The organism is Tabrizicola sp. (genome assembly GCF_041919135.1).
GTDB lineage: Bacteria > Pseudomonadota > Alphaproteobacteria > Rhodobacterales > Rhodobacteraceae > Tabrizicola.
This window is the reverse complement of record NZ_JAYRUJ010000001.1, coordinates 48,992-75,419: the sequence shown is the minus strand read 5'-3', so window position 1 is coordinate 75,419 and position 26,428 is coordinate 48,992. Positions and strand designations below refer to the sequence as shown.

At 68.1% G+C, this 26,428-nt stretch carries 26 protein-coding genes; 16 read left to right on the top strand and 10 right to left on the bottom strand.

Going from position 1 to position 26,428, the window contains the following annotated elements:
- Positions 1–55: 55 nt before the first annotated feature.
- Genes ACE3UA_RS00355 through der form a run of 3 tightly spaced genes read left to right on the top strand, consistent with a single transcriptional unit; the run spans position 56 to position 3,615 of the window.
- Positions 56–712: a hypothetical protein gene (locus ACE3UA_RS00355; RefSeq protein ID WP_374641344.1), complete on the top strand. Its 657-nt coding sequence runs from the start codon at positions 56–58 to the stop codon at positions 710–712.
- Between the two features lie 41 nt (positions 713–753).
- Complete coding sequence (locus ACE3UA_RS00350; RefSeq protein ID WP_374641342.1) at positions 754–2,097, top strand: PQQ-binding-like beta-propeller repeat protein; 1,344 nt, start codon at positions 754–756, stop codon at positions 2,095–2,097.
- Between the two features lie 48 nt (positions 2,098–2,145).
- Positions 2,146–3,615: a ribosome biogenesis GTPase Der gene (gene der, locus ACE3UA_RS00345; RefSeq protein WP_374641340.1), complete on the top strand. Its 1,470-nt coding sequence runs from the start codon at positions 2,146–2,148 to the stop codon at positions 3,613–3,615.
- Positions 3,616–3,685: 70 nt separating this feature from the next.
- Here der and serS read toward each other — a convergent pair whose 3' ends face one another.
- Positions 3,686–4,987: a serine--tRNA ligase gene (gene serS / locus ACE3UA_RS00340; protein ID WP_374641338.1), complete on the bottom strand. Its 1,302-nt coding sequence runs from the start codon at positions 4,985–4,987 to the stop codon at positions 3,686–3,688.
- 184 nt (positions 4,988–5,171) lie between these two features.
- On the opposite strand from serS, the gene yajC reads away from it, so the two are divergent.
- The 9 genes from yajC to ACE3UA_RS00295 all read left to right on the top strand — a co-directional run bounded on the left by yajC (position 5,172) and on the right by ACE3UA_RS00295 (position 11,544).
- Positions 5,172–5,501, top strand: a complete 330-nt coding sequence (yajC, locus tag ACE3UA_RS00335) for a preprotein translocase subunit YajC (protein ID WP_197642756.1) — start codon at positions 5,172–5,174, stop codon at positions 5,499–5,501.
- A gap of 3 nt (positions 5,502–5,504) precedes the next feature.
- A complete protein-coding gene (gene secD / locus ACE3UA_RS00330; RefSeq protein WP_374641336.1) occupies positions 5,505–7,172 on the top strand; it encodes a protein translocase subunit SecD in 1,668 nt (555 codons plus the stop codon).
- A 17-nt stretch (positions 7,173–7,189) separates the two neighbouring features.
- The gene (gene secF, locus ACE3UA_RS00325; RefSeq protein ID WP_374641335.1) at positions 7,190–8,161 is read left to right on the top strand and encodes a protein translocase subunit SecF; all 972 of its coding nucleotides are present in this window, start codon (positions 7,190–7,192) and stop codon (positions 8,159–8,161) included.
- Between the two features lie 9 nt (positions 8,162–8,170).
- The gene (locus ACE3UA_RS00320; protein ID WP_374641333.1) at positions 8,171–8,524 is read left to right on the top strand and encodes an Mth938-like domain-containing protein; all 354 of its coding nucleotides are present in this window, start codon (positions 8,171–8,173) and stop codon (positions 8,522–8,524) included.
- A gap of 202 nt (positions 8,525–8,726) precedes the next feature.
- Positions 8,727–9,344 (top strand): heme ABC exporter ATP-binding protein CcmA, encoded by a 618-nt coding sequence (gene ccmA / locus ACE3UA_RS00315; protein ID WP_374641331.1) that lies wholly within the window; start codon positions 8,727–8,729, stop codon positions 9,342–9,344.
- Positions 9,345–9,414: 70 nt separating this feature from the next.
- Entirely contained in the window at positions 9,415–10,071 is a 657-nt protein-coding gene (gene ccmB / locus ACE3UA_RS00310) for a heme exporter protein CcmB (protein ID WP_374641329.1), read from the top strand.
- Positions 10,072–10,125: 54 nt separating this feature from the next.
- Positions 10,126–10,854, top strand: a complete 729-nt coding sequence (locus ACE3UA_RS00305) for a heme ABC transporter permease (RefSeq protein ID WP_374641327.1) — start codon at positions 10,126–10,128, stop codon at positions 10,852–10,854.
- Positions 10,854–11,012 carry a heme exporter protein CcmD gene (ccmD, locus tag ACE3UA_RS00300; protein ID WP_374641325.1) on the top strand — a complete coding sequence of 53 codons (159 nt, stop codon included), beginning with the start codon at positions 10,854–10,856 and terminating at the stop codon, positions 11,010–11,012. The genes ACE3UA_RS00305 and ccmD overlap by 1 nt, the downstream gene beginning before the upstream one ends.
- A complete protein-coding gene (locus tag ACE3UA_RS00295; RefSeq protein WP_374641323.1) occupies positions 11,005–11,544 on the top strand; it encodes a DsbE family thiol:disulfide interchange protein in 540 nt (179 codons plus the stop codon). The genes ccmD and ACE3UA_RS00295 overlap by 8 nt, the downstream gene beginning before the upstream one ends.
- A gap of 15 nt (positions 11,545–11,559) precedes the next feature.
- On the opposite strand, the gene ACE3UA_RS00290 is transcribed toward ACE3UA_RS00295, so the two are convergent.
- Positions 11,560–12,771 (bottom strand): Hint domain-containing protein, encoded by a 1,212-nt coding sequence (locus ACE3UA_RS00290; RefSeq protein ID WP_374641321.1) that lies wholly within the window; start codon positions 12,769–12,771, stop codon positions 11,560–11,562.
- Between the two features lie 342 nt (positions 12,772–13,113).
- Positions 13,114–15,864: an aconitate hydratase AcnA gene (acnA, locus tag ACE3UA_RS00285; protein WP_374641319.1), complete on the bottom strand. Its 2,751-nt coding sequence runs from the start codon at positions 15,862–15,864 to the stop codon at positions 13,114–13,116.
- Positions 15,865–16,035: 171 nt separating this feature from the next.
- Between acnA and ACE3UA_RS00280 the strand changes: the two genes are divergently transcribed.
- Positions 16,036–16,731, top strand: a complete 696-nt coding sequence (locus tag ACE3UA_RS00280) for a DUF1223 domain-containing protein (protein WP_374641317.1) — start codon at positions 16,036–16,038, stop codon at positions 16,729–16,731.
- Positions 16,732–16,749: 18 nt separating this feature from the next.
- On the opposite strand, the gene ACE3UA_RS00275 is transcribed toward ACE3UA_RS00280, so the two are convergent.
- Positions 16,750–17,649, bottom strand: coding sequence for a lysophospholipid acyltransferase family protein (locus ACE3UA_RS00275; RefSeq protein ID WP_374641315.1), 900 nt, complete (start codon positions 17,647–17,649; stop codon positions 16,750–16,752).
- The gene (locus ACE3UA_RS00270; protein ID WP_374641313.1) at positions 17,633–18,529 is read right to left on the bottom strand and encodes a DMT family transporter; all 897 of its coding nucleotides are present in this window, start codon (positions 18,527–18,529) and stop codon (positions 17,633–17,635) included. Before ACE3UA_RS00270 ends, ACE3UA_RS00275 begins: the two co-directional genes overlap by 17 nt.
- A gap of 169 nt (positions 18,530–18,698) precedes the next feature.
- Here ACE3UA_RS00270 and ACE3UA_RS00265 point away from each other — a divergent pair, with 169 nt between their 5' ends.
- On the top strand, positions 18,699–19,274 hold the full coding sequence (locus tag ACE3UA_RS00265) for an outer membrane protein (protein ID WP_374641311.1): 576 nt from the start codon (positions 18,699–18,701) through the stop codon (positions 19,272–19,274).
- Positions 19,275–19,303: 29 nt separating this feature from the next.
- On the opposite strand, the gene ACE3UA_RS00260 is transcribed toward ACE3UA_RS00265, so the two are convergent.
- From ACE3UA_RS00260 to purB, 3 genes are all read right to left on the bottom strand, one after another.
- Positions 19,304–20,383: a flagellar motor switch protein FliG gene (locus ACE3UA_RS00260; RefSeq protein ID WP_374641309.1), complete on the bottom strand. Its 1,080-nt coding sequence runs from the start codon at positions 20,381–20,383 to the stop codon at positions 19,304–19,306.
- Between the two features lie 65 nt (positions 20,384–20,448).
- The gene (locus ACE3UA_RS00255) at positions 20,449–20,610 is read right to left on the bottom strand and encodes a hypothetical protein (protein WP_374641307.1); all 162 of its coding nucleotides are present in this window, start codon (positions 20,608–20,610) and stop codon (positions 20,449–20,451) included.
- Between the two features lie 82 nt (positions 20,611–20,692).
- Positions 20,693–21,997, bottom strand: a complete 1,305-nt coding sequence (purB, locus tag ACE3UA_RS00250) for an adenylosuccinate lyase (RefSeq protein ID WP_374641305.1) — start codon at positions 21,995–21,997, stop codon at positions 20,693–20,695.
- Positions 21,998–22,201: 204 nt separating this feature from the next.
- Between purB and ACE3UA_RS00245 the strand changes: the two genes are divergently transcribed.
- Positions 22,202–23,086 (top strand): endonuclease/exonuclease/phosphatase family protein, encoded by an 885-nt coding sequence (locus ACE3UA_RS00245; protein WP_374641303.1) that lies wholly within the window; start codon positions 22,202–22,204, stop codon positions 23,084–23,086.
- Between the two features lie 244 nt (positions 23,087–23,330).
- On the opposite strand, the gene glnA is transcribed toward ACE3UA_RS00245, so the two are convergent.
- Together glnA and ACE3UA_RS00235 are read right to left on the bottom strand one after the other, a co-directional pair.
- Positions 23,331–24,740 (bottom strand): type I glutamate--ammonia ligase, encoded by a 1,410-nt coding sequence (gene glnA, locus ACE3UA_RS00240; RefSeq protein ID WP_374641301.1) that lies wholly within the window; start codon positions 24,738–24,740, stop codon positions 23,331–23,333.
- A 76-nt stretch (positions 24,741–24,816) separates the two neighbouring features.
- On the bottom strand, positions 24,817–25,155 hold the full coding sequence (locus ACE3UA_RS00235; RefSeq protein ID WP_374641299.1) for a P-II family nitrogen regulator: 339 nt from the start codon (positions 25,153–25,155) through the stop codon (positions 24,817–24,819).
- Positions 25,156–25,325: 170 nt separating this feature from the next.
- Here ACE3UA_RS00235 and ACE3UA_RS00230 point away from each other — a divergent pair.
- Positions 25,326–26,428: NAD(P)H-hydrate epimerase (locus ACE3UA_RS00230; protein WP_374641297.1), on the top strand; the 1,103-nt coding region annotated here is incomplete at its 3' end.

Genomic DNA, 26,428 nt, shown 5'->3' with positions numbered 1-26,428 from the left:
CTGTAAGACGATGCAAAGCGAAGGCAGGGCCTGAAGCACAGGCAAGGGGCGGCGTGTGAGCAATCCGGACAGCTTCATCGAGGAAGTCACCGAAGAGGTCCGCCGCGACCGCCTGTTCGGCCTGTTCCGCAAATACGGCTGGATCGGCGTCCTTCTGGTCCTTGCCATCGTCGGCGGCGCGGCCTGGAACGAATGGTCGAAATCCCGGGCCGAGGCGCGGGCCGAGGCTTTCGGCGACGCGCTGATCGACGCGCTCGACCTCGGCTCGCCCGAGGAGCGCCGCGCCGCGCTGGCCGCGATCCCGGCCGACGGCCAGCAGGGCGCGATCCTGAACCTGATCCTGGCCTCGGACCCCAAGGCCGACCAGCCCGCCACCCTCGCCGCGCTGGACGCGATCATCGCCGACGCCGCGCTGCCCGTCAGCTACCGCGACCTGGCCACGCTGCGCCGGGTGCTTGTCGCGGGCGCCGGGATGGAACTGGCCGACCGCCGCAGCGCGCTGCAGGCCATCGCCGCGCCGGGCCGGCCCTATCGCACCCTGGCCGAGGAACAGCTTGCCTATCTCCTGATCGAGGAAGGCCAGAGCGAGGCCGCGATCACCGCGCTGCAGGCGCTGATGCAGGATCAGGAAGCCTCGGGCGCCCTGAAGGCGCGGGCGGGGCAGGTGGTGACGGCGCTTGGCGGCACCCCGCCCGAGGCCTCGTCCGGCTGATGGCGAAGGACATGACGGAAGGAAGCTTGCAGGTGGCTGGCATGACGATCAGGCTGATGACGGGCACGGCCCTCCTGGCGCTTCTGGCGGCCTGCGGACCGAAGGAACTGGTCCTTCAGGGCGAGCGTTTCCCGGTCCGGGCCGACCTTGACGCCTCGCGCCCGGTCGAGGGCGAGCCCGCCCCCACCGCCCCGGCCGAGCCGGGCAATGCCAGCCTGGCGATCGCGCTGCCGGGGCAAAGCAATACCGGCGAATGGACCCATCGCGGCGGCAATGCCCGCCACCTGATGCCGCATGCCGCCCTCTCGCCCACGCCGCAGCGGGTGTGGAGCGCGAATATCGGCGCGGGCTCCAGCCGCAGGGCCCGTATCGCGGCGGCCCCGGTCGTCTCGGGCGGGCGGGTGTTCACGATGGACGCGGGCTCGGTCGTGACCGCGACCTCGACGGGGGGCGGAACGCTCTGGTCGGCCGACCTGACCGCCAGCTTCGACAAGGGCGGCGGCGTCTCGGGCGGCGGGCTGGCGGCGGGCGAGGGGCGGCTTTACGCCGCCACCACCTATGGCGAGGTCGTGGCGCTGGACGCGGCCTCGGGCCAGGTGCTCTGGCGCCAGCGCGTCGATGCTCCGGTGACCGGCGCGCCCGCGACGGATGGCAACGCGGTTTATGTCAGCGCCCGCGACGGCTCGGCCTGGGCGATCGACGCGAAGGACGGCAAGGTCCTCTGGCAGGTCGTCGGCACCCCCGGGGCGTCCGGCTATCTCGGCAGCGCGGCCCCCACGGTCGGCGACCGCGCGGTGATCTTCCCCTCGTCCGGGGGCGACCTGATGGCGGTGCTGAAGATCGGCGGCGGCAACAAGATCTGGCAATCCTCGCTGGCCGGCAAGCGGCTGGGCGCGGCCTATGCCCTGACCCCGGATGTGACGGCCGATGCGGTGATCGACGGCGGCACGCTTTACGCCGGCACCGGCTCGGGCCGGACGGTGGCGATGTCCTCCGCCTCGGGCGAGAAGATCTGGTCGGCGGGCGAGGGTGCGCTGGGTCCGGTCGCGGTGGCGGGCGGCTCGGTCTTCCTGGTCAACGACGAGGCCGAGCTGGTGCGCCTGGACGCCGCGACGGGCGCGGTGATCTGGTCGGTGCCGATGCCCTATTACACCAAGGAAAAGATCAAGAAGCGCAAGGCGATCTTTGCCCATTACGGCCCGGTGCTTGCGGGCGGGCGGGTGATGGTGGTGTCCTCCGACGGCCTGTTGCGCGCCTTCGATCCGACCGATGGGTCGCTCACCTACAGCGCGGAAATCCCCGGCGGGGCGGCCACCCAGCCGGCCGTCGCGGGGGGCACGCTTTATGTCGTCGGCGGCAACGGGCAACTTCACGCTTTCCGATAGGGGCGAAGCCGTGTATCTGGGCGGCTTCGCGAAGCCTGGACGCAAGACATGACCTTCACCCTCGCCATCGTGGGCCGCCCGAATGTGGGCAAGTCGACGCTCTTCAACCGCCTTGTCGGGCGCAAGCTGGCGCTAGTCGACGACCAGCCCGGCGTGACCCGCGACCTGCGCGAGGGCGACGCCCGGCTTTTCGACCTGCGCTTCACCGTGATCGACACCGCGGGGCTGGAGGAGGTCACCGACGACTCCTTGCAAGGCCGGATGCGGCGGCTGACCGAACGCGCGGTCGACATGGCCGACGTCTGCCTGTTCCTGATCGACGGGCGCGTCGGCGTCACCCCCTCGGACGAGGTCTTTGCCGACATCCTGCGCAAGAAGGCCGCCCGCGTCCTCCTCGGCGTGAACAAGGCCGAGGGCAAGGCGGGCGATTCCGGCGCGCTGGAGGCCTACAGCCTGGGCCTTGGCGATCCGATCCGCCTCTCGGCCGAACATGGCGAGGGGATGGACGACCTTTACCACGCGCTGAAGCCCTTCGAGGAGGAATTCGCCCCCCGCGAAGCCGAGATGCTGCCGGAGACCGACACCGATATCTCGGAAGAAGACGCCGAGCTTGAGGCGGACGAGACTGCCCACAAGCCCACCGCGACGAAACCGCTGCAGATCGCCGTGATCGGCCGTCCGAACGCCGGGAAATCGACGCTGATCAACAAGATCCTCGGCACCGACCGGATGCTTACGGGCCCGGAGGCCGGGATCACCCGCGACGCCATTTCCGTCCGCGCCGACTGGCAGGGCACGCCGATCCGCATCTGGGACACGGCCGGGATGCGGAAGAAGGCCAAGGTGGTGGAAAAGCTGGAAAAGCTCTCCGTCGCCGACGGCCTCCGCGCCGTGCGGTTTGCCGAGGTGGTGGTCGTCCTCCTCGACGTCGAGATCCCCTTCGAGGTGCAGGACCTGCGCATCGCCGATTTCGCCGAAACCGAAGGCCGGGCGGTCGTGGTCGCGGTCAACAAATGGGACCTCGAGGACGACAAGCAGGAAAAGCTGGCCGAGTTGAAGGAGATGTTCGAGCGTCTCCTGCCGCAGTTGCGTGGTGCCCCCCTTGTCACCGTCAGCGCCAAGACGGGGCGGGGCCTCGACCGGCTGCATGACGCGATCCTGAAGGCGCATGACGTCTGGAACCGCCGCGTGCCGACCGCCAAGCTGAACTCATGGCTGGGCGCGATGACCGAGGCGCACCCGCCGCCAGCCCCCGGCGGCCACCGGATCAAGCTGCGCTACATGACCCAGGCCAAGACCCGGCCGCCGGGCTTCGTGATCAAATGCTCGCGTCCCGACGAACTGCCGGAAAGCTACAAACGCTATCTGGTCAACGGGTTGCGCGACCATTTCGACATGCCGGGCACGCCGATCCGGCTGTTCCTGCGCAGCCAGGGCGACCAGAACCCGTGGAAGGAGCGCAAGTTCAACACGCCGTCGCGGCTGCGCAAGCACAAGGAAAAGAACACCGGGCAGTAGGGCGGGCCCAAGAATTTCAAGGAAAATTCTTGTCAAATTCCTTGCTCAAGGAATTTGGCCCGCCCCTGCCTTAGACCAGCGCGCCCTCTGCGGTGATCCGGGTCCTGCCGCCAAGCCAGGGCACCAGCGCCGCAGGCAAGGTGATCGAGCCGTCGGCCTCTTGCCCGTTCTCCAGCACCGCGATCAGGCAGCGCCCGACGGCCAGGCCCGAGCCGTTCAGCGTCGCCACGAATTCGGGCTTGCCGAACCCACTTTCAGACCGGGCGGGCCGATAGCGTGCGTTCATCCGCCGCGCCTGGAACTGGCCGCAGGTCGAGACGCTGGAAATCTCGCGATAGGTGTTCTGGCCGGGCAGCCAGACCTCCAGGTCATGCGTCTTCTGCGCGCCGAATCCCATGTCGCCGGTGCACAGCACGATGGTGCGGTAGGGCAGGCCCAGCCGTTCCAGCACGGCTTCGGCGCATTTCGTCATCCGCTCGTGTTCCGCCAGCGCCGTCTCGGGCGTGCAGATCGTCACCATCTCGACCTTCTCGAACTGGTGCTGGCGCAGCATCCCGGTGGTGTCCTTGCCCGCCGAGCCGGCCTCGGACCGGAAGCAATGGGTATGCGCGGTCATCCGGATCGGCAGCGCGCCTTCCTCCAGGATCTCGCCCGCGACGGTGTTGGTCAGCGTCACCTCCGAGGTCGGGATCAGCCACCAGCCGTTGGTGGTCTGATAGCTGTCCTCGGCGAATTTCGGCAGGTTGCCGGTGCCATACATCGCTTCGTCCTTGACCAGCACGGGGGTCCAGGTCTCGGCCAGGCCATGCTCGGACGTATGCAGGTCCAGCATGAACTGCGCCAGCGCCCGGTGGACACGGGCGACGGCGCCGCGCAGCACCACGAAGCGGCTGCCGGAAAGTTTCGCGGCGGTGGCAAAGTCCAGGCCCTGCGCCGCCGGAATGTCGAAATGCTCCAAGGGCTTGAACGCCATCTCGCGCGGCGTGCCCCAGCGGCGGATCTCGACGTTCGCGGTCTCGTCCGGCCCCTCCGGCACTTCCTCCAGCGCCATGTTCGGGATCCGCATCAGGGCGTCGCGCAGGCGGGTATCCTCGGCCCCCGCCTCTTCGGTCAGCCGCGCGCCCTCGGCCTTCTTCTCGGCCACCAGCGCGCGCAGCCGCGCGAATTCCGCGTCATCGCCCCGCGCCTTGGCCGCCCCCACGTCCTTCGAGGCCGCATTCTGCGCCGCCGCCGCCGTCTCGGCCGCGAGGATCTTTGCCCGCCGCGCCTCGTCCAGCGCCAGAAGCTCGGCCGACAGCGGCTGAAGTCCACGCCGCACCAGCGCCGCGTCGAAGGCGGCGGGATTCTCGCGGATGAAGCGGATGTCGTGCATGGTCTGGCCCCCTGGAACGCTTACGCGGGCGCTTATGCCCGATTGCGCGGGCGGTGGGAAGGTGTCGGCAGAGGCCCCAGGGGCGCGCGCGCCCTCTGGCAATGGGGCGCGAAAGGCCTTACATGGGCGACAATCGATCGGGCCGCCCCATGCAGGGCCGCCCGCCCCGCAGGAAAGGATGCCCATGTTCGTCACTCCCGCCTTCGCCCAGGCCGCAGGTGCCCCCTCGTCCGGGGCCGCAATCGCGCAGTTCCTGCCGATCGTGCTGATCTTCGTGATCTTCTACTTCCTGCTCATCCGCCCGCAGCAGAAGAAGATGAAGGACCACCGCGCGATGGTCGAGGCGCTGCGGCGGGGCGACCAGGTCGTGACCTCGGGCGGGATCGTCGGCAAGGTCTCGAAGGTGCAGGAAGACGGCATGGTCGAGGTCGAGATCGCCGATGGCGTCAAGGTCAAGGTGATCCGGCACACGATCAGCCAGGTCCTGAACAAGACCGAACCGGCGGCGAGCTGAACCATGTCATCCACGGCGCTGTGGAAGCGCGGCCTGATCCTTCTGATCTGCGCCTGGGGCATCTTGGCCGCGGTGCCGAACCTGTTCTATACGCGGGTCGAGCAGCATAACGATGCGGCGGCGGCCATCGCGGCCGCGGGCGGCACCGCGACCCCTGACCAGGAGGCCGCGCTGGCCGAATGGCCCGGCCTCCTGCCCTCGGCGCTGATGAACCTTGGCCTCGACTTGCGCGGCGGCGCGCATCTTCTGGCCGAGGTCCGGGTCGAGGATGTCTACAAGAGCCGGATCGACGCCCTCTGGCCCGAGGTGCGCGACGCCCTGCGCGGCCTGCGCGACCAGGTCGGCAATGTCCGCCGCGCGCCCTCGCCCGAGGGGGTGCTGCGGGTCACGATCGAGAATCCCGCGGGCATGGCCGCAGCACTTGAGGCCGTGCGCGGCCTTGGCAGCAGCGTGGTCACCCTGACCGGCATCGGCCAGAGCACGCTGGACGTCACCGCGCAGGACAGCGACATCATCGTCCAGCTCTCCGAGGCCGAGAAGCGCGCCACCGACGAACGCACGATCCAGCAGTCGCTGGAGATCATCCGCCGCCGCGTCGACCAGGCCGGCACGCGCGAGCCGACGATCCAGCGCCAGGGCCAGGACCGCATCCTGATCCAGGTGCCCGGCATCGGCTCGGCGCAGGAGTTGAAGGACCTGATCGGCACCACGGCGAAACTGACCTTCAACGCGGTCGTCAGCCGGACCACCGATGCCGCGGCGAAACCGGGGCCGCGCAACCTTCTCCTGCCTTCGGTGGACGAGAAGGGGGTCTACTACATCGTCGAGGAAAGCCCCGTCGTCTCGGGCGAGGATCTGGTGGATGCCCAGCCCTCTTTCGACCAGAACAACAAGCCCTCGGTCAGCTTCCGCTTCGACACCACCGGCGCGCGCAAGTTCGGCGACTATACCGCCGCCAACATCGGCGCGCCCTTCGCCATCGTGCTGGACAACGAGGTGATCTCGGCCCCGGTGATCCAGAGCCATATTCCCGGCGGCTCGGGCATCATCACCGGCAGCTTCACCGTCGAGGAATCGACCAACCTCGCCATCCTGCTGCGCGCGGGCGCCCTGCCGGCCGAGATGAGCTTTCTGGAAGAGCGCACCATCGGGCCGGAACTCGGCCAGGATTCGATCGACGCGGGCAAGGCCGCGGGTCTGGTCGGCATGGTCGCGGTCGCGGTCTACATGATCGCCTCCTATGGCTGGTTCGGGATGATGGCGAACATCGCGCTGGCCATCAACATCGCGCTGATCATGGCGGTGCTCTCGACCATCGGCGCGACGCTGACCCTGCCGGGGATCGCCGGGATCGTGCTGACCATGGGCATGGCGGTCGACGCCAACGTGCTGATCTACGAGAGGATGCGCGAAGAGCTGCGCGACGGCGGCAATCCGCGCCGCGCCATCGAGATGGGCTTCGAGCGGGCCTTCTCGGCGATCATGGACTCGAACGTGACCGGGCTTCTGACGGCCGTCATCATGTTCTGGCTCGGCTCGGGCCCGGTGCGCGGCTTTGCGGTCACGCTGGGGCTGGGGATCCTGACATCCATGTTCACCGCCGTCTATGTGACGCGCTTCATCGTCGAGCTGTGGTTCGACCTGAGGCGGCCCAAGACGATCGTGGTCTGACCGGAGGAATGTGAAAAATGGCCTGGCGCCTGCGGCTCGTCCCCGAAAAGACCAACATCGACTTCTTCAAGATCCAGTGGCTGACCTTCGGCACCTCCATCGCGGCCATGGTCGCCTCGGTGGTGATCATCCTGGTCATGGGGCTGAACTTCGGCATCGACTTCCGGGGCGGCACCACGATCCGCACCGAATCGACCACCCCCGTGGACGTGGGCGCCTATCGCGAGGCGCTCTCGACCCTCAGCCTGGGCGATGTCTCGATCTCCGAGGTCTTCGACCCGGCCTTCCGCCCCGACCAGCATGTCTCGATGATCCGGATCTCGGCCCGCGAGGGCGAGGAAGCCGTCACCCCGGCCGTCATCGCCGAGGTCGAGACCGCGCTGAAGGCGGTCGATCCAGCGATCCTGTTCCCGGCGGTGGAATCGGTCGGGCCCAAGGTCTCGGAGGAGCTGATCACCTCGGCGCTGCTGTCGGTGCTGGCCGGCGCGGCGGGGATCCTGTTCTACGTCTGGGTCCGCTTCGAATGGCAGTTCGCCATCGGCACGGTCGCCGCCCTGGTCCATGACGTGCTGGTGACGGTCGGGATCTTCTCACTGTTCCAGATCAAGTTCGACCTGACCATCGTCGCGGCGCTGCTGACCATCCTGGGCTATTCGGTCAACGACACGGTGGTGATCTTCGACCGCCTGCGCGAAAATCTGGCGAAATACAAGCAGATGCCCCTGCGCGACCTGATGAACCTCACCACGAACGAGACCCTGTCGCGCACGGTGATGACCTCGACCACCACGCTGATCTCGCTGATCGTGCTGGTCTTCTTCGGCGGTGACGTGATCCGCGGCTTTGTCTTCGCGATGATCCTGGGCGTCATCCTGGGCAGCTATTCGACGCTCTACATGGCGAAGAACATCGTGCTGATGCTGGGGGTCGACCGGGGCGACAAGCCGAAGAAGTCGAACAAGGGCGAATTCGCCGACGTGGACGCCTGAGGGGGCCCGATGCGGCTGACCGAAGTCACCTATGGCAGCGCGATGCCGATCGAGGGCTATGGCCCCGGCTTCTTCCGCGTGGGCGGCCATGTCCTGCGCGGACCCTGCCTGATCACCCCATGGGACGCAGGCCCCTGGGGCGGGCTGGAGGACACGGTGGCGCCCCTGTCGCTGGCCGGGCGGATCGACGTGCTTTTCGTCGGCACCGGAGCGACGATCGCCCATGTGCCGCCGGACTTTCGCGCGGCGCTGGAGGGGCAGGGGATCGGGGTCGAGATCATGGCCTCGCCCACCGCCTGCCGCACCTACAACGTGCTTCTCGGCGAGGGGCGGCGGGTCGCGGTGGCGCTGCTGCCGGTGTGAGGCGGAAAATTCTTGAGCAAGAATTTTGACAAATTCCTTGCTTAAGGAATTTGGTCCCGGTCATCGATGTTGCGCTGCTGGCGGCATATGCATCCGGGATGGAGATCGCGCTCCTGCTTCACCGCCGCCAAGGACCAGGCGCGCACCCGTGACTTGACCAATCCCCTTTTCGCCCCGCCTTCCATGCGCTAGGCCTTGCCGCATGATACTGGAGACCACCGATCTTTCCGTCGCGCGTGGCGGGGTGACCGTCCTGGCCGGGCTGGGCTTTGCGGTCGGCGCCGGGCAGGCGCTGGTCCTGCGCGGGCCGAACGGTTCGGGCAAGACGACGCTTCTGCGCACGCTGGCGGGGCTGCAGCCGCCGGTCGCGGGGCGGGTCATGCTCGCGCCGGAGGCCGTCGCCTATGCCGCCCATGCCGACGGGCTGAAATCCACCCTGACCGTGGCCGAGAACCTGGCGTTCTGGGCCAGCATCTACGGCGGCCCCGCGCCCCAGCGCGCCATCGCGGCGCTGGACCTCGCCGGCCTGATCCGCCGCCGGGCGGGCGAGCTTTCCGCCGGCCAGAAGCGCCGCCTCGGCCTGGCGCGGCTGCTGGTCACCGGCCGTCCGCTCTGGCTGCTGGACGAGCCGACGGTCAGCCTCGACGTGGCCTCGGTCGCGCTGTTCGCCGGGGTGGTGCGCGAGCATCTGGGGCAGGGCGGGGCGGCGGTCATCGCGACGCATGTCGACCTCGGCCTGCCCGAGGCGCGGATCCTCGACCTCGATCCCTACCGGACGCGGATCCTGGCCCGCGACGGTTTCGACGAGGCTTTCGCATGATCCGTGATGCCCGTGGCCCGTGCCGGAGCCTCCGGCGGGAGTATTTGGAAAAAGAGCAAGGGGGCAGGGCATGAGGGCGCTTCTCATCCGCGACCTGCGGCTGGCCCTGCGCTCGGGCGGGGGGTTCGGGCTGGGGCTGGCTTTCTTCCTGATCCTCGCGGTCCTGGTGCCGCTGGGCGTGGGCGCCGAAGGCGGGACGCTGGGCCGGATCGCGCCCGGCATCCTCTGGGTCGGGGCGCTGCTCGCCTGCCTTCTGTCGCTGGACCGGATCTTCGCGCTGGACCATGAGGACGGCTCGCTCGATCTTCTCGCCACCTCGCCCCTGCCGCTGGAAGGAGCGGTGGCGATGAAGGCGCTGGCGCATTGGCTGGTGACGGGGTTGCCGTTGACGCTGCTTGCCCCCGGCCTTGGCGTCCTGCTGAACCTTGCGCCCCCGGCCTATGGCTGGCTGGTCCTCAGCCTCCTCCTCGGCACCCCCACGCTGTCGATGGTCGGGGCCTTTGGCGCGGCGCTGACGGTGGGCCTGCGGCGCGGCGGGCTTCTTCTCAGCCTGCTGGTCCTGCCGCTTTACGTCCCGACCCTGATCTTCGGGGCCGAGGTCGTGCGCCGCGGGGCCGACGGCATGGCGCTGGCCACGCCGCTGGCGCTGCTGGCCGCGATCAGCCTGGGCGCGGCGGCGCTGCTGCCCTTTGCCGCCGCCGCGGCGCTGCGCGTCAATTTGCGCTAGGTTTTCGCGCGATGGTGAGTTGAGAGATACCGGGGAACAGGATAGGCGAGGCCCATGTCGATCTGGGAATATGCGAACCCGAAGAAGTTCATGCAGACCTCGGCCTGGGCCTTGCCCTGGGCGGTGGCGCTGACCGTGGCGCTGCTTGTCACCGGCCTTGTCTGGGGCTTTTTCTTCACGCCCGACGACTACAAGCAGGGCTCGACGGTCAAGATCATCTACCTGCATGTGCCCTCGGCGATGATGGCGATCAATGCCTGGGCGATGATGCTGGTCGCCTCGCTGATCTGGATCGTCCGCCGCCACCATGTCAGCGCGCTTGCCGCCAAGGCCGCCGCGCCGGTGGGGCTGACCTTCACCCTGATCGCGTTGGTCACCGGCGCGCTCTGGGGCCAGCCGATGTGGGGGACATGGTGGGCCTGGGATCCGAGGCTGACCTCGTTCCTGATCCTGTGCCTGTTCTACCTGGGCTATATCGCGCTCTGGTCCGCGATCGAGAACCCGGACACCGCCGCCGACCTGACCTCGATCCTCTGCCTCGTCGGTTCGGTCTTCGCGCTGCTGTCGCGCTATGCGGTGAACTTCTGGAACCAGGGGCTGCACCAGGGGGCCTCGCTGTCGCTGGACAAGGAGGAGAACGTGGCCGACGTGTTCTGGCTGCCGCTCCTGGTCTGCATCGCGGGGTTCATCCTGCTGTTCATCACCATGGTCCTGATGCGCACCAGGACCGAGATCCGCCAGCGCCGCCTGCAGGCGCTTCTGGCGCGCGAGAGGGTGGCGTGATGCCGGAACTGGGGAAATACGCGGGCGCGGTGATCGGCTCCTATGCCCTCGCCGCGCTGCTGATCGCGGCGCTGGTGGGGCTGTCGCTCTGGCAGGCGGCGCGGGTCAAGCGCGCGCTGGCCGAGGTCGAGGCGCGGCAAGGGAGAAGTGATGCTTAAGTGGCTTCTGATGCTGCCGCTGGTACTGTTCTTCGGCATGGCGGGGTTGTTCTATTTCGGCATGTATCGCGACAATCCGGGCGAGCTGCGCTCGGTCCTGATCGGGCGCGAGGCCCCGGCGCTGCCGGCCACCGGCCTGCCGGGGGTGCCGGTCCTGACCGACGCCGACCTGCGCACAGGCGAGGTGACGGTGCTGAACTTCTGGGCCACCTGGTGCCCGCCCTGCCGGGCCGAACATCCGGTCCTGCTGGAGATGGCCGGGCGCGGCATTCGCGTGGCCGGGGTCAACATGATGGATGACGACGCCAAGGCCGCCGCCTATCTGGCCGAGCAGGGCAATCCCTTCCTGGGCGTCGCCACCGATCCGAACGGCCGCAACCGGGTGGAATGGGGCGTCACCGCCCCGCCCGAGACCTTCATCATCGATGGCGAGGGCAAGGTGCTGTTCCGCTTCGTCGGGCCGCTGGTCGGGACGGACTACGAGGCGCGCTTCGTGCCCGAGCTGGAGAAGGCGCTGGCCGGGCAGGGCTGACCTGCGGCCTTCCGGTCAGGAAGCCGCCAGCGCGCGCTTTCTGTCCGCCGCCTTTTCAGGCAGCTTTTCTGGCAGTTTCGCAGGCTGCGCCGCGGCCTCGACCAGCGGCTTGCCGTTCGAGCGCGAACGGTCGACCAGTTTCCGCGCCAGCCGGCCGCGCATGAAGGGCCTTGCGCCCTCGGGCCGGGCGCCGGGCAGGCCCTGCGCCAGTTCGGGGAAGAGCGCCAGGATTTCCTCGCGCTGCTCGCGGTCGATCGAGCCGAGCGCCTGTTCGCCGAGGTAGAAGGATTCGGTGACCGCCCCGTTCGACCAGACCAGTTCGTGCCGGTCGAAGAGGATGTGCATATAGGTCACCTCGCGGCTCTCCTCCTCGATCGTGATGCCCGGGGCGCCGACCAGATGCTTGGCGGCGGCCAGCACCTCGGGCCCGCCAGTCATGCGTTCGGCGATCCGCGAGCGCAGCAGGCAGCGGTGCTGCGGCGAGACGGTCAGCCGGCGGTGCGGCAGCCCCACGCCAAGCGCGCCGGGCTCGATGCGGATCGGCCGGAACCGGGGATTGCGCTCCAGCTCCTCGGCCGACAGCAGCCGCGAGCCCACCCAGCGCACCGGCTGGAGACCGTGGTCGAGCGTCATCACCAGGTCGCCGAGCTTCAGCTCTTCCACCCGGACCTCGCCGCGCTGGGTGGCGATCAGCGTGCCGGTGGTGAAGCAGGTGAGCGCGACACCCTCGACGTTGGGCAGGTTGAAGGTGAGAAGGGCGTTCTGCTCGACATAGGTGGCCAGGGGGCCAAGGGCGGCTTCGACCAGCGGCAACAGGCCACCGACACCGGCCAGCACCTCGGTCAGGAGCCCGTCCAGAAGCTGGGCCGGATCGGCGTCGGTGCCGTCCTCGTTGTAGAAGCGGACATATTGCACGCCGCCCTGCTCGAACACGCCGACATTCACCGGCGTCGAAAGGCTGACCGGCAGGTTGATCAGGCCAAGGACGGAAATCCTGATCCCGATCGTTACCGTGCCGGTGGCCACCAGCGTGGCGGGCTGGCCGCCGAAGGTCGCGGTTTCCGGCGGGGCGAGATCCCATTCCAGGTCGTTGTTGTTATCCGCGACCACCAGTTCGCCGGTGGTCCCGGTCTGGAAACTGGAAAAACCGATGATCTCGGTCTTGCCGATCGTCAGCAGGGCGCCTTCGTTCTCGTAGGCGGTTATGGATTGCTCTCTGGTTGCCATAAAAAGCTCCGCTCATGGCTGTGGCACATGCCAAACCACTGATAAAGCGCCGATTTTCGGCAGACATGTCCCGACTGCACCAGAAAAGCAGCAGCCGCTTGGGGCGGCTGAAAGTCATACTGGGGACAGGGGCAAGGTGCCAAAGACTCGGGGATAAATCAACCCTGAGTCGAGCAATAATTATTAGTATCGGGAAGGTGGATATTGATGCGTGACAATGACTTGTGCTGCCGCGCACCATTCATTGGCGCGGCAACAAACACCTGTTGAATTTCCAATGAAAAACCCCGGCCAGTGGCCGGGGTTCCCTGCAGGTGCAAAAAGATTGTCGGCGATCCGGCGTCAGTTTGTTGCCAGGTTGCGCAGCACATAGTGCAGCACGCCGCCGTTCTCGACGTATTCGACCTCGATCTCGGTGTCGATCCGGCACTTGATCTGGATCGTCTTCTCGGTCCCGTCGGCATAGCGGATGGTGCAGGGCACCAGGCTGAGCGGCTTGAGGTCGCCCTCCAGCCCGCCGATCGACACCACCTCGTCGCCCTTCAGGCCCAGCGTCTTGCGCGTCTCGCCCGGCAGGAACTCGAACGGGATCACGCCCATGCCGACCAGGTTGGAGCGGTGGATGCGCTCGAAGCTTTCGGCGATCACCGCCTTCACGCCCAGAAGCGCGGTGCCCTTGGCCGCCCAGTCGCGGCTGGAGCCGGCGCCGTATTCGATGCCGCCGAAGATCACCAGCGGCGTGCCGGCCGCCTGATAGGCCATCGAGGCGTCGTAGATCGAGGTCTGCACGCCGTCCGGCCCCTTGGTATAGCCGCCTTCCACGCCGTCCAGCATCTCGTTGCGGATGCGGATGTTGGCGAAGGTGCCGCGCATCATCACCTCATGGTTGCCGCGCCGGGCCCCGTAGGAGTTGAACTCGGACACCGGAACCTGCCGGTCGGTCAGGTATTTCCCGGCCGGAGTGGTGGCCTTGAAGCTGCCCGCGGGCGAGATGTGGTCGGTGGTGATCATGTCGCCCAGAAGCGCCAGCACCCGGGCCCCGGCGATGTTGCTGATCACCCCCGGCGCTTTCGACATGCCCTGGAAATAGGGCGGGTTCTGGATATAGGTCGAAGATGCGGGCCAGTCATAGGTCTCGGCCTCGGTGATCTCGACCCCCTGCCATTTGGCATCGCCCTTGAATACATCGGCGTATTTCTTCTGGAACGCCTCGCGCGTGACGACCGCATGGACGATGTCGGCGATCTCCTTGTTCGACGGCCAGATGTCCTTGAGGAACACGTCCTTGCCGTCCGGGGTCTGGCCGATCGGATCGCGGGTCAGGTTGATGTTGAGATCCCCGGCGATGGCATAGGCCACGACCAGCGGCGGCGAGGCGAGGTAGTTCGCCCGCACGTCGGGCGAGATGCGGCCCTCGAAGTTGCGGTTGCCGGACAGGACGGCGGTCGCCACCAGGTCGCCCCCGGCGATGGCCGCCGAAATCTCGGGTTGCAGCGGGCCCGAGTTGCCGATGCAGGTGGTGCAGCCATAGCCGACGAGGTTGAAGCCGACGGCGTCCAGATCCGCCTGCAGGCCCGCGGCGTCAAGGTATTCGCTGACGACCTGCGACCCGGGGGCGAGCGAGGTCTTGACCCAGGGCTTGCTGGTCAGGCCGAGGGCGCGCGCCTTGCGCGCCACCAGGCCGGCGCCGATCATCACATAGGGGTTCGAGGTGTTGGTGCAGGAGGTGATCGCCGCGATCACCACCGAGCCGTCGGTCAGGGTGAAGTCCCGGCCCTCGACGCTGACGACCCGGCGCGGGTCCTTCGCGGGCGGCACCGGGGCGGGGCCTTCGGCGGCCATGGCCTGCGCGGCGGGGGTGACGTCGATGCCGCGATAATCCGCCACGGTCTTGTAGAAGGCGCGGGCGGCGTCGGCCAGCGGCAGATAGTCCTGCGGGCGTTTCGGGCCCGAGATCGCCGGGACGATCTCGCCCATGTCGAGATGCAGGGTCGAGGTGTAGATCGGATCGTAATCCTCGCCGCGCCACATGCCGTTGGCCTTGGCATAGGCCTCGACCAGCGCGATGCGGCCCTCGTCCCGGCCGGTGTTGCGCAGGTAGCGCAGGGTCTCGTTGTCGATCGGGAAGAAGCCGCAGGTCGCGCCATATTCCGGCGCCATGTTGGCGATGGTCGCCCGGTCGGCCAGCGGCAGGCGGTCCAGCCCCTCGCCGTAGAACTCGACGAACTTGTTCACCACGCCATGCTTGCGCAGCATCTGCACGACCTTCAGCACCAGGTCGGTCGCGGTGGTGCCCTCGACCATCTCGCCGGTCAGCTTGAAGCCCACGACCTCGGGGATCAGCATCGACACGGGCTGGCCCAGCATCGCGGCCTCGGCCTCGATCCCGCCGACGCCCCAGCCGAGGACGGCCAGGCCGTTGACCATGGTGGTGTGGCTGTCGGTGCCGACGAGGGTGTCGGGATAGGCCACCAGCTCGCCGTTCTGGTCGGTGTCGGTCCAGACCGTCTGCGCCAGGTATTCCAGGTTCACCTGGTGGCAGATCCCGGTGCCGGGCGGCACGACGCGGAAGTTGTTGAACGCCTTCTGGCCCCATTTCAGGAAGACGTACCGCTCCATGTTCCGCTCATACTCGCGGTCCACGTTCATCTGGAAGGCGCGGGGATGGCCGAATTCGTCGATCATGACCGAGTGGTCGATGACCAGATCCACCGGCGAAAGCGGGTTGATCTTCTGGGCATCGCCGCCGAGGCCCTTGATCCCGTCGCGCATCGCGGCAAGGTCGACGACCGCCGGGACGCCGGTGAAATCCTGCATCAGCACGCGCGCCGGGCGATAGGCGATCTCGATCGGGTTCTTGCCCGCGTTCTTGCCCCAGTCCGAGAAGGCCTTGATGTCATCGACGGTGACCGTCTTGCCGTCCTCGAAGCGCAGCATGTTCTCCAGCACCACCTTCAGGCTGGCGGGAAGCCGCGAGAACGCGCCCAGACCCGCGGCCTCGGCGGCCGGGATCGAATAGTAGTTGACGCTCTGCCCGCCCGCGGTCAGGGTCTTGCGGGTGCGGCTCTGGTCGTGTCCGACGGTGACGGTCATGATGGCTCCTTTAAGCGAAGGCGGCTGCTGTGCGCCATTGTATGCAATTGTATGCCGAATATCCAGCCCCGGATTTCATCACGGTGACAAACTCTCGCAAAACCTTGATTGGCTCGGGCTCATGGGCATCCTTATAACGGCGCAGGGGTTCACGGGATCAGGATAGGCGACATGCGACATTACGTCAGCGCCGTTTGCGGCCTCTGGCTGGCGGCGGTGGCCCCCGTTCAGGCAGAGCCGGTGGTGGTGGTCGAGCTTTTCACCTCCCAGGGATGCTCTGCCTGCCCGCCGGCCGATGAATTCGTGGCGATGCTCGCCTCGGACCCGCGGATCCTGCCCCTGGCGCTGCATGTCGACTATTGGGACTATATCGGCTGGGCCGACAAGTTCGCGCATCCGAAATTCACCGACCGGCAGCGGGCCTATGCCAGGGCGGCGGGCTCGCGCACGATCTACACGCCGCAGCTGATCATCGGCGGCCGGGACCGGATCGAGGGATTCGCGCCGGAAGAGACGGCCGACCGGCTGCGCGCGCATCTGACCGAAGGCTCGCCGGTGCGGCTGAGCGTGACGCGCCAGGGCGACCGGCTGGTGATCCATGCCGAGGCCGACCCCCCCCTGACCGAGCCGGTGCGGGTGCAGCTTGTCCGCTACAAGCCGGCCGAGACGGTGACGATCGAGCGCGGCGAGAATGCCGGGCGGACGATCACCTACACCAATATCGTGACCTCCTGGGAGGGCCTGGGCGACTGGGGCGGGCAGGAGCCGCTGGAACTGACGGCGGCCTTCGCCGGGCAGGAGCCGGGCGCCGTGATCGTCCAGGGCGCGGGGCCGGCGACGATCCTGGCGGCGGCCCGGGTGGAGTGAGGCGGAAGCACGGGTGAATCACCCGCCACGCGCCCTGCCTTTCCAGCGGCGGTGGATCCAGAACCATTGCCCCGGATGGGCGCGCACCCGCTCCTCCAGCGCCGCCGTCACCTGCCGCATCATCATCTCGGGATCGCCGTGCGGGATGGGGGCGTCCAGCTCGACCCGGAAGTCCAGCCCGTCCGGCTGGCGGATCGCGAAGAAGGGGATCAGCTCCGCCTTCAGCCGCAACGCCAGTTCCGCCGCCGACAGCGCCGTGCGCGCGGGCCGGCCGAGGAAGGGCAGCGCAGCCCCCGTCGGCACATCCTGATCGAAAAGCAGCACCAGCTGCCCCCCCGTCTTCAGGTGGCGCACGAACCCGGCGGTTCCGGCGCGGCCCTGCGGAAAGACCGGGCCGCCGAAAGCCTCCATCGTGCGCACGTAATGCGCGTTGAAATAGCGGTTGCGCAGGTTGCGGTAGAGGCCGCCGATCTCGAACCCCCGCGCCACCAGCGCGGCCCGCGCCGCCTCGTAATTGCCGAAATGGCCCGAGACCAGGATCACCGGCCGCCCCTCGTCGCGCGCGGCGATCAGGGCGGCATAGCCCGGCCCCTGCGGCTCGGTCGCGGCGGCGTGGGCCTGGAAGGCGGCGGCGGAATAGTTCTCGATCAGCGTGCGCCCGGCATTGTCGAGGCAGGCATCCGCAATGGCGTTGCGCTCGGCCTCGGGCCGGTCGGGCCAGATCAGCGCGAGATTCGCCCGCGCCCGCGCCCGGTAGCCGGCCAGCGGGCCGACCACCCGCCGCACCAGCCAGCCGCCGAAGCCCACCCGCCAGCGGTAGGGCAGCGCCAGCGCCAGCCCGATCAGCCCGCGCGCGGCGAGGTTCACCAGGAAATGGTCAAGCCGGAATGGCGGGCGGTCGTCAGCTTCGGTCGACATCGGGGCCTGGGGCGCGCGCGCCTCTCGTTTCGCGGTGCCAGACATAAAGTCCCGCGCCCACGATCACAAGCGCGCCGAACACCGTCCAGCGGTCGGGCCACTGGTCGAAGAGGACCACGCCCCAGAAGGCCGCGAAGACGATGCCCAGATAGGCGAAGGGGGCAACCACGCTCGCCTCGGTGATCGAGAAGCTGCGGATGATGCAAAGCTGCGCCCCGGTGCCAAGGCAGGCGATCAGCCCGAAGCGCCACAGGTCGGTGGTGGCGATCGGTTGCCAGACGAAGGGCAGCGCCGCCCCGGCCAGGATCGTGCCGAACAGCGCCGCATAGACCATCGAGGCCCAGACGCTTTCCTGCGCGCCGATCTTCCGGGTCAGCAGCGCCGAGGTGGCATAGGACAGGGCGCAGCAGACCGGCAGCAGCGCCCACCAGGTGAAGACACCCGCCCCCGGCCGGATCACGATCATCGCGCCCGCCAGCGCCACGGCGACGCCGGCGATGCGGCGCGGGCCCAGCCGCTCGCCCAGGAATAGCGCGGCGCCCAGCGTGATCAGCACCGGGTTCAGGTCGGCGATCGCCGTGGCCTCGGCCAGGCCGATATGCGGCAGCGAGAGGAAGAAGAAGGTCGTCGCCCCGAATTGCGAGGCCGAGCGCCAGAAATGCAGCACCGGGAACCGCGTGCGCAGGACCGGCCCCAGCCCCGGCCCGAGGATCGCCAGCACCAGCGCAAGCTGCCCCGCGAAGCGCACCCAGATCACCTGCGGCGCGGGATAGCGCCCGATCAGGCCCTTGGCGGTGGCATCCATCGCGGTGAACAGCAGGATCGCCGCGATCATCAGCGCCACGCCGCGCGAGACGGAGGAGGGGGGGAGAGGCTGCATCCGGCGGAGGCTAGGGGCGGGGCGCGGCGATGGAAAGGGGGAAAGTGCCCGTGTTGTTTCGGTCACGCGTGACGGAATTCGCATATGTCCATCCGGCGGACGCCTCTGCAATGCGCGGCCACAGGTGTATTCAAATGTCATGATTGCCACCCGAAAGGACAGGACAGCCATGAAACATACCATCATGATCGCGGCCCTTGCCGCGCTTGCAGGCCCGGCCGTCGCCGGCGGTATCGCCGAGCCGGTGGTCGAAGCGCCGGTCGAAGTCGCGGCGGCTCCGGCCCCCGGCATGGACTGGACGGGGTTCTACGTCGGCCTGTCGGCCTTCCAGGGCAAGTTCAGCGATGATGGCGGTGCCACCGATCTTGATCTGGATGGCTTCGGCGTCCAGGCCGGCTATCTGCGCGACTTCGGCAGCTTCGTGCTGGGCGGGGAACTTGCCCAGGTCAGCGGCGACTATGAAACGGGCGGCGACTTCGATGCCACCCGGCTGAAGCTGATCGGCGGCTACGACGCCGGGCGCTTCCTGCCCTACGCCTTTGTCGGCATGTCCAGCTACGAAATCAACGACCTGGACCTGTCCGATAGCGTCCCGATTTACGGGATTGGCGCCCGCTTCGCGATTTCGCCGCGGCTTGTCGCCGGCCTGGAATATCTGGTCCAGAAGAAGGACGATTTCGACGGCGACGCCGGCCTCGACATGGACGATTCCGACCTGTCGCTGCGTCTCGACTACCGCTTCTGATCTTGCGGGGGCCGCCATGCGCGGCCCCCTCACTCCTCCTCCTGCTGGATCAGGGTGATCTCGCCCGAAGCCTCCAGCCCGCGGATCGCGTTGACGATGGCGTTCATCGCCTCCTCGGCGTCCTTGTCCTTGATCTTGCCGCGCGCGCCCATCTCCTCGCGCAGGCCCTGGGCCAGGCGTTGCGAGATATTCGCCAGGATGAACTCGGCCGCCGCCTCCAGCTCGGGCCTGCCCTGCGCGCCGGCGAAGGCGGTGACGAGCTGGGCCTGCTCGACCAGCCGGGTGATCTTGGGCACGTCGCGGGGCGGGACGCGGTCGGGGATGTGGACGAAGGTGAAGATCGCCTTGCGCACCTCGGCGGCAAAGGCGGCATCCTCGGCCTCCAGCCCCTGCAGCACGTCGTCCCGCGTCAGCGCGGGCGAGACGTTCAGGATCGCCCCCACCCGCTGCACCGGCGCGGTCTCGAAGGCGCGGGAGGGCTGGTTGTCAAGCTCGGCCAGAAGCGCATGGCCGATGCGGCGCACGGTCTCGGGGTCGACGTTGCCGGTCATCGACACCGCATAGGCCACCCGACGCGCCCGGTCGCCGGGCAGCTTGCCCAGAAGGTCCGCCGCCCGCGCCACCGGCAGTTTCGAGAGCATCACCGCCCCCACTTCCACCGCCTCGTCGGTCAGGATCGGCAGCAACCGCTCCACCGGCAGGGTCACGATCCGTTCCCAGGGGTCGCCCTTCGCGGCGGCCCCCGCCATCCGCCGCAGCCGCGTCGCCGCCGATTGCGAGATATGGCCGTCCATCACGTTCAGCGCCCCCTCGATCCCGCCGGGGAAGGCGAGGCCCACCGACTCCAGCTCGGACAGGAACTGGTCCACCACCTCGTCCAGGGTGGTGCGGTCGACCAGGCGCATCTGGCCCATCTGCTCGGCCAGGGCCGCCTGCATCTGCTCGGGCAGCGAGGCGAGCGGCAGCGCGGCGCCTTCGGTCAGAAGGTAGCGCACGATGATCGCCGCCTTGGCCCGTGGCGTCAGCATCCGGCGCGCGTCGGGGCCGGTGATCGACAGCGCCCGGCGCGCAGGTGCGATGCGGGCGAGGGGGACAAGGTCCTGGGTCATGCGGGGCGGCTCCGAATCTCTCCGGTCCAGCCTCGCAGCCGCGGGTTAACGCGGGCTTATCCGCCTCAGCTCGACGTTGCCGCCGTGCAGGTCGCGGTCGCCGCATCCCAGACATAGCCCGGCATGCAGGAGGCCGTGGTCTCCTCCTTCACCTTGTCATGGCAGCCGTTGGCAAAGGCCGGCACCACCGAGAGGGCCAGCGCGGCGAGGGTGACTGCGATCTTCATGGTCGTCCTCCTGTCGGTATTGCTAGCCGAAAGGTAGCACGGGCCGGGCGCAATCAAGCCGGAAATCGCGCGGCCCGGCGGCCTATTTCCCGAAGACGCGGGCGAAGATCGTGTCGACGTGCTTCGTATGATAGCCGAGGTCGAACTTCTCCTCGATCTCGGCCGGCGACAGGGCCGCCGTGACCTCGGGGTCGGCCAGAAGCTCGGTCTTGAAGTCGGCGCCCTTCTCCCAGACCTTCATCGCGTTGCGCTGCACGAGGCGATAGCTGTCCTCGCGGCTGACGCCGGCCTGGGTCAGCGCCAGAAGCACGCGCTGCGACATGACCAGCCCCTTGAACTTGTTCATGTTCTTCAACATGTTCTCGGGGTAGACCACCAGCTTTTCCACCACGCCGGCCAGCCGGTGCAGCGCGAAGTCCAGCGTGATCGTCGTATCCGGCCCGATCATCCGCTCGACCGAGGAATGGCTGATGTCGCGCTCATGCCAGAGGGCCACGTTCTCCAGCGCCGGGACCACGGCCATCCGCACCAGCCGCGCCAGGCCCGTGAGGTTCTCGGTCAGCACCGGATTGCGCTTGTGCGGCATCGCGCTGGATCCCTTCTGGCCGGGCGAGAAGAATTCCTCGGCCTCCAGCACCTCGGTCCGCTGCATGTGGCGGATCTCGATCGCCACATTCTCGATGCTGCTGGCGATCACCCCCAGCGTCGCGAAGAACATCGCGTGCCGGTCGCGCGGGATCACCTGGGTGCTGATCGGCTCGGGGGCCAGGCCCAGCATCTTGCAGACATGCTCCTCGACCGCCGGGTCGATGTTGGCGAAGGTGCCGACCGCGCCCGAGATCGCGCCGGTCGCCACCTCGGCCCGGGCCGCCTCCAGCCGCCGCCGGTTGCGCGCCATCTCGGCGTAGAAGCGGGCGAAGGTCAGGCCCATCGTGGTCGGCTCGGCATGGATGCCGTGGCTGCGGCCGATCCGCAGCGTGTCCTTGTGTTCGAGGGCGCGGGCCTTCAGCGCCGCCAGCACCCGGTCGAGGCCCTTCAGCAGCAGGTCCGCCGCCCGCACCAGCTGGATGTTCAGCGTCGTGTCCAGCACGTCCGAGGAGGTCATCCCCTGATGCACGAAACGGGCATCCTCGGCGCCGACATGCTCGGCCAGATGGGTCAGGAAGGCGATCACGTCATGCTTGGTCACCGCCTCGATCTCGTCGATCCGGGCCACGTCGAATTCCACGTCCTTCGCCCGCCAGACCGCCTCGGCATTGGCCTTGGGGATCACGCCGAGGGCGGCCTGGGCGTCGCAGGCATGGGCCTCGATCTCGAACCAGATCCTGAAGCGGGTTTCCGGGGACCAGATCGCCACCATCTCGGGGCGGGAATAGCGCGGGATCATCATGGACCTCTGGACTGGGAAAGTTGCCGCCCCTTACGCCGCAGGGGCAGGGGGCGCAAGCCGAAGGCGCGGAAAACCGGCCTGGCGCCATGATGGCGCCGCAGTCGCGGGGTTGAAGGCGCGGGGTTGAAGGGCGGGCGCGCGCGCTCTAACAGGGGCCGCCCGGTTGCGGCAGGCCGGGACCGGGCGAGAGTGGGTGGTGACATGGGGAACGAACATCCGATCTGGACCGCGCTGGTCAGGATCGCACTGGTGCTGACGATCATCCCGCTGGCGGGGGGCTATCTGGGCTGGCTGCATCCCCTGGGCGATTCGCTGGCCGTGGGCCGGGGCTATGCCGCCGGGGCGCTGGCGCTGCTGGCGCTGGTCGCGGGGCTGTCCGGGCTGCAGATGGCGGCTTTCGGCTCTACCCTGCTGGCGCTGGTGACCGGGGCGCAGGTGGCGCTGGACTTCCTCTGGCCGGGTCCGCCGGGGGTGTTCCTGCTTTACCAGAAGAACGTGTGGCACGCGAATGCCGAGCTGACCGCGCTGGCCGACGACATCGGCGCGACCCGGCCGCTGGCGGTGACGCTGCAAGAGGTGACGGAGCCCAACCTCGCGCTGCTGCAGGCGCTGAAGGCCGACTATCCGGGCCAGCTGCATTGTCCGGAGGGCGGCAGCGGCGGCAATGCGGTCCTGACCCGCCTGCCCGTCGTGGCGGGCAGCGAGACCTGCGCCCCCGGCCTCGCCGCGCTGCGGGTCGAATTCGCCGAGCGCGAGGTCTGGATCGTCTCGATCCACCTGTCCTGGCCCTGGCCGAAAGACCAGGCGGGCCATGTGGCGCGGCTTCTGCCGGTGCTGGCCGGGTTCGAGGGCCCGGTCCTGATGGCGGGCGATTTCAACATGGTGGGCTGGGCCAATTCGGTGCGGCGCCTGGCGGCGGCGGCAGGGGGCGTGCAGGCCGGCCCGACCGGCGGCACCTATCTCGGCTTCGGCCGGCTGATGCACCTGCCGATCGACCACGCCTTCGCCCCGGACGGCGGCCGGATCACCCTGCGCCCGGCCTTCGGATCCGACCACCTGGGCCTCCTGGCCGAACTCGAGCCCTGACGCGGTCGACCGTGGCGGGGCGGGCTCGTCGATGACTTCGTCACTCCTCGCGGGCGCCTCCGACGAGGAGACGAAGTCGAACGAGGAGGCGGTCGACGAAGTCGAACGAGGAGGCGGTCGCGCCAGCCCTCCCTCGCCGGCCCGCCCGGCCACGATGATCAAGGGTGTGCGCCATCGGTCCACTGTGGACACCGGCACGGAAAAGGGCGCCCGGAGGCGCCCTTTCGCATCACTGGCCCAGGGCTCAGCAGGAATAGTACATCTGGTACTCGACCGGATGGGGGGTGTGCTCGTAGGCATAGACCTCCTCCCATTTCAGGGCCATGTAGCTTTCCAGCTGGTCGCGGGTGAAGACGTCGCCCGCCAGCAGGAAATCCATGTCCTTCTCCAGTTCCTCCAGCGCCTCGCGCAAGGAGCCGCAGACGGTCGGGATCTCGGCCAGTTCCTCGGGCGGCAGGTCGTAGAGATCCTTGTCCGAGGCCGGGCCGGGGTCGATCTTGTTGCGGATGCCGTCAAGCCCGGCCATCAGCAGCGCCGCGAAGCACAGGTAGGGGTTGGCCGACGGATCGGGGAAGCGGGCTTCCACGCGCTTGGCCTTCGGGCTTTCCGTCCACGGGATCCGCACGCAGCCCGAGCGGTTGCGGGCCGAGTAGGCGCGCAGGACCGGGGCCTCGAAGCCCGGGATCAGGCGCTTGTAGCTGTTCGTGCCGGGGTTGGTCAGCGCGTTCAGGGCCTTGGCATGCTTGAGGATGCCGCCGATGAACCACAGGGCCTCCTGGCTGAGGTCGGCATATTTGTCGCCCGAGAACAGGGGCTTGCCGTTCTTCCAGATCGACATGTTGACATGCATGCCGCTGCCGTTGTCGCCCTTCATCGGCTTGGGCATGAAGGTCACGGTCTTGCCATAGGCATGCGCCACGTTGTGGATCACATACTTGTACTTCTGCATGTTGTCGGCCTGCTCGACCAGACCGCCGAAGATCATGCCCAGCTCGTGCTGGCAGGTCGCGACCTCGTGGTGGTGCTTGTCGACGCGCATCCCCATCCGCTTCATGGTCGAGAGCATCTCGCCGCGGATGTCCTGGGCCTCGTCGATCGGGTTCACCGGGAAGTAGCCGCCCTTGTGGCCCGCGCGGTGGCCGTAGTTGCCGCCTTCGGTCACGGTGTCGGTGTTCCAGGCGGCGGCCTCGGCGTCGATCTCATAGGCCACCTTGCGCGGCGTGACCGAGTAGCGGACGTCATCGAACAGGAAGAACTCGGCTTCCGGGCCGCAGTAGAAGGCGTCGCCGATGCCCGAGGACTTCAGGTAAGCCTCGGCCTTCAGCGCGATCTGGCGCGGGCAGCGCGAATAGGCCTCGCCGGTGTCGGGCTCGACCACGTTGCAATGCACGGCCAGGGTCTTTTCCGCGTAGAACGGGTCGATGTAGACCGAGGTCGCATCCGGCATCAGCTTCATGTCGGACTGGTCGATCGACTTCCAGCCCGCGATCGACGAGCCGTCGAACATGAAGCCTTCCTCGAAGAACTCCTCGTCGATCAGGTCGACGATCATGGTCACATGCTGGAGCTTGCCCTTGGGATCGGTGAAACGGACATCGACATATTCGATCTCCTCGTCCTTGATCAGTTGCAGTGCCTTGGCAACGGCGCTCATCTGACGGCCTTTCGGTTTGGGGGTTGATGGTTTTGAAAGCCTGAAAATTTTCGACGAAAGTTTTCAGGCCCGGGTCTCAGATCGCATCGTCTCCGGTCTCGCCGGTGCGGATGCGGATGGCCTGTTCCACGGGGGTGACGAAGATCTTGCCGTCGCCGATCTTGTCGGTGCGCGCGGCCGAGACGATCGCCTGGATGGCGGCGTCCACCATGTCGTCGGTCAGGACGACCTCGATCTTCACCTTGGGCAGGAAGTCGACGACATATTCGGCGCCGCGGTAAAGCTCGGTATGGCCCTTCTGGCGACCGAAGCCCTTGACCTCGGTGACCGAGAGGCCCTGGATCCCGGCCTCCTGAAGCGCCTCCTTCACCTCGTCCAGCTTGAACGGCTTGATGATCGCTTCGACTTTCTTCATGGGCCGGCTCCCGCGGTTTTCGTCTTTGCTTCTCTCACCACTTCCCCGCAGGGGGGACAATGTGACAGGCTCTGGTCATGCGCCTTGCCGGAGGGATTCCTGCGGGTGCGCCCAAAATTTGTGCAACGCGCCTGCGGGGCGGGCGATCTGGGAACTGCAGGGCCGGCGACATGACCGAACTTCTGACCGCGGCGCAGATGCGGGCCGTCGAGGCGGCGGCGATTGCCGGTGGCGAGGTCACGGGCCTGGAACTGATGGAACGCGCCGGGCGGGGGGTGGTCGAGGCGGTGTTCGAGGAATGGCCCGAACTGGCTGCGACCTCGCAGCGGGCGGTGGTGTTGTGCGGGCCGGGCAACAACGGCGGCGACGGGTTCGTGGTGGCGCGGCTGTTGAAGGAATGGGGCTGGGAGGTGGAGGTCTTCCTCTACGGCGACCCCGAGCGGCTGCCGCCGGATGCGCGGGTGAACCATGAGCGGTGGCGGGGGATGGGAGAGGCGGGACCGATCGCCGAGCTGAACACCGAGGCGGATGGAAGGCCTCCCGTCGCGGCAGATGTGCTGATCGACGCATTGTTCGGCACCGGACTGACCCGAGCCCTGACGGGAGCGGCAAGGGATGCGATCTACCATACCTTCATGGGATATATCCCGGCCAGACTGGTCGCGGTCGATGTTCCGTCCGGTTTGTGTGCCGACAGCGGTCGACCATTGGTCCCCGATCTGCCGGACGCCTCTGGCAGGCCCGCTCTCGATGGCCGGGTCGCGGAGGCAATGCTGACCGTGACCTTTCACCGCCTGAAGCTCGGGCATGTGTTGGCCGATGGGCCGCGCCATTGCGGCAAGGTCGTGGTCAAGGACATCGGCCTACGGAAAGCGACGGGATCGACCTTCGTGACCTCGGTCGCCCGTGAGCAATGGCGTCGGGACAAACTCGGCAAGCGGAGTGTCGATCACAAATACTCCCACGGCCACGCCCTCATCCTCTCCGGTCCCTCCGGCCGTGGCGGGGCGGCGCGGCTGGCGGCGCGGGGGGCTTTGCGGATCGGGGCGGGGCTGGTGACGCTGGGGTGCCCGCCCGAGGCCATTCCGGAGAACGCCGCTCGCTTGGATGCGGTGATGCTGCGCGAGGTGGCGGATGGGGCGGCCCTGGCCGGGGTGCTGGAGGATGGGCGGATCAATGCGCTGTGCCTGGGGCCGGGGATGGGGACCGGGGAGCGAGAGGCGAGGTTGATGGGGGTGGCGTTGGGGGGCCGGGGGGGTGCCCCGCCCACGGG

Coding starts and splice junctions, on each gene's coding strand:
- ACE3UA_RS00290 (WP_374641321.1), bottom strand. CDS start 12,771: ATGGCAACCAGAGAGCAATCCATAACCGCCTACGAGAACGAAGGCGCC.
- ACE3UA_RS00265 (WP_374641311.1), top strand. CDS start 18,699: ATGAAACATACCATCATGATCGCGGCCCTTGCCGCGCTTGCAGGCCCG.
- yajC (WP_197642756.1), top strand. CDS start 5,172: ATGTTCGTCACTCCCGCCTTCGCCCAGGCCGCAGGTGCCCCCTCGTCC.
- serS (WP_374641338.1), bottom strand. CDS start 4,987: ATGCACGACATCCGCTTCATCCGCGAGAATCCCGCCGCCTTCGACGCG.
- ACE3UA_RS00295 (WP_374641323.1), top strand. CDS start 11,005: ATGCTTAAGTGGCTTCTGATGCTGCCGCTGGTACTGTTCTTCGGCATG.
- ACE3UA_RS00305 (WP_374641327.1), top strand. CDS start 10,126: ATGTCGATCTGGGAATATGCGAACCCGAAGAAGTTCATGCAGACCTCG.
- glnA (WP_374641301.1), bottom strand. CDS start 24,740: ATGAGCGCCGTTGCCAAGGCACTGCAACTGATCAAGGACGAGGAGATC.
- ACE3UA_RS00275 (WP_374641315.1), bottom strand. CDS start 17,649: ATGTCGACCGAAGCTGACGACCGCCCGCCATTCCGGCTTGACCATTTC.
- ACE3UA_RS00320 (WP_374641333.1), top strand. CDS start 8,171: ATGCGGCTGACCGAAGTCACCTATGGCAGCGCGATGCCGATCGAGGGC.
- ACE3UA_RS00280 (WP_374641317.1), top strand. CDS start 16,036: ATGCGACATTACGTCAGCGCCGTTTGCGGCCTCTGGCTGGCGGCGGTG.
- secF (WP_374641335.1), top strand. CDS start 7,190: ATGGCCTGGCGCCTGCGGCTCGTCCCCGAAAAGACCAACATCGACTTC.
- ACE3UA_RS00350 (WP_374641342.1), top strand. CDS start 754: ATGACGATCAGGCTGATGACGGGCACGGCCCTCCTGGCGCTTCTGGCG.
- der (WP_374641340.1), top strand. CDS start 2,146: ATGACCTTCACCCTCGCCATCGTGGGCCGCCCGAATGTGGGCAAGTCG.
- ccmD (WP_374641325.1), top strand. CDS start 10,854: ATGCCGGAACTGGGGAAATACGCGGGCGCGGTGATCGGCTCCTATGCC.
- acnA (WP_374641319.1), bottom strand. CDS start 15,864: ATGACCGTCACCGTCGGACACGACCAGAGCCGCACCCGCAAGACCCTG.
- ACE3UA_RS00255 (WP_374641307.1), bottom strand. CDS start 20,610: ATGAAGATCGCAGTCACCCTCGCCGCGCTGGCCCTCTCGGTGGTGCCG.
- secD (WP_374641336.1), top strand. CDS start 5,505: ATGTCATCCACGGCGCTGTGGAAGCGCGGCCTGATCCTTCTGATCTGC.
- ACE3UA_RS00235 (WP_374641299.1), bottom strand. CDS start 25,155: ATGAAGAAAGTCGAAGCGATCATCAAGCCGTTCAAGCTGGACGAGGTG.
- ACE3UA_RS00245 (WP_374641303.1), top strand. CDS start 22,202: ATGGGGAACGAACATCCGATCTGGACCGCGCTGGTCAGGATCGCACTG.
- ACE3UA_RS00260 (WP_374641309.1), bottom strand. CDS start 20,383: ATGACCCAGGACCTTGTCCCCCTCGCCCGCATCGCACCTGCGCGCCGG.
- ccmB (WP_374641329.1), top strand. CDS start 9,415: ATGAGGGCGCTTCTCATCCGCGACCTGCGGCTGGCCCTGCGCTCGGGC.
- ccmA (WP_374641331.1), top strand. CDS start 8,727: ATGATACTGGAGACCACCGATCTTTCCGTCGCGCGTGGCGGGGTGACC.
- ACE3UA_RS00270 (WP_374641313.1), bottom strand. CDS start 18,529: ATGCAGCCTCTCCCCCCCTCCTCCGTCTCGCGCGGCGTGGCGCTGATG.
- purB (WP_374641305.1), bottom strand. CDS start 21,997: ATGATCCCGCGCTATTCCCGCCCCGAGATGGTGGCGATCTGGTCCCCG.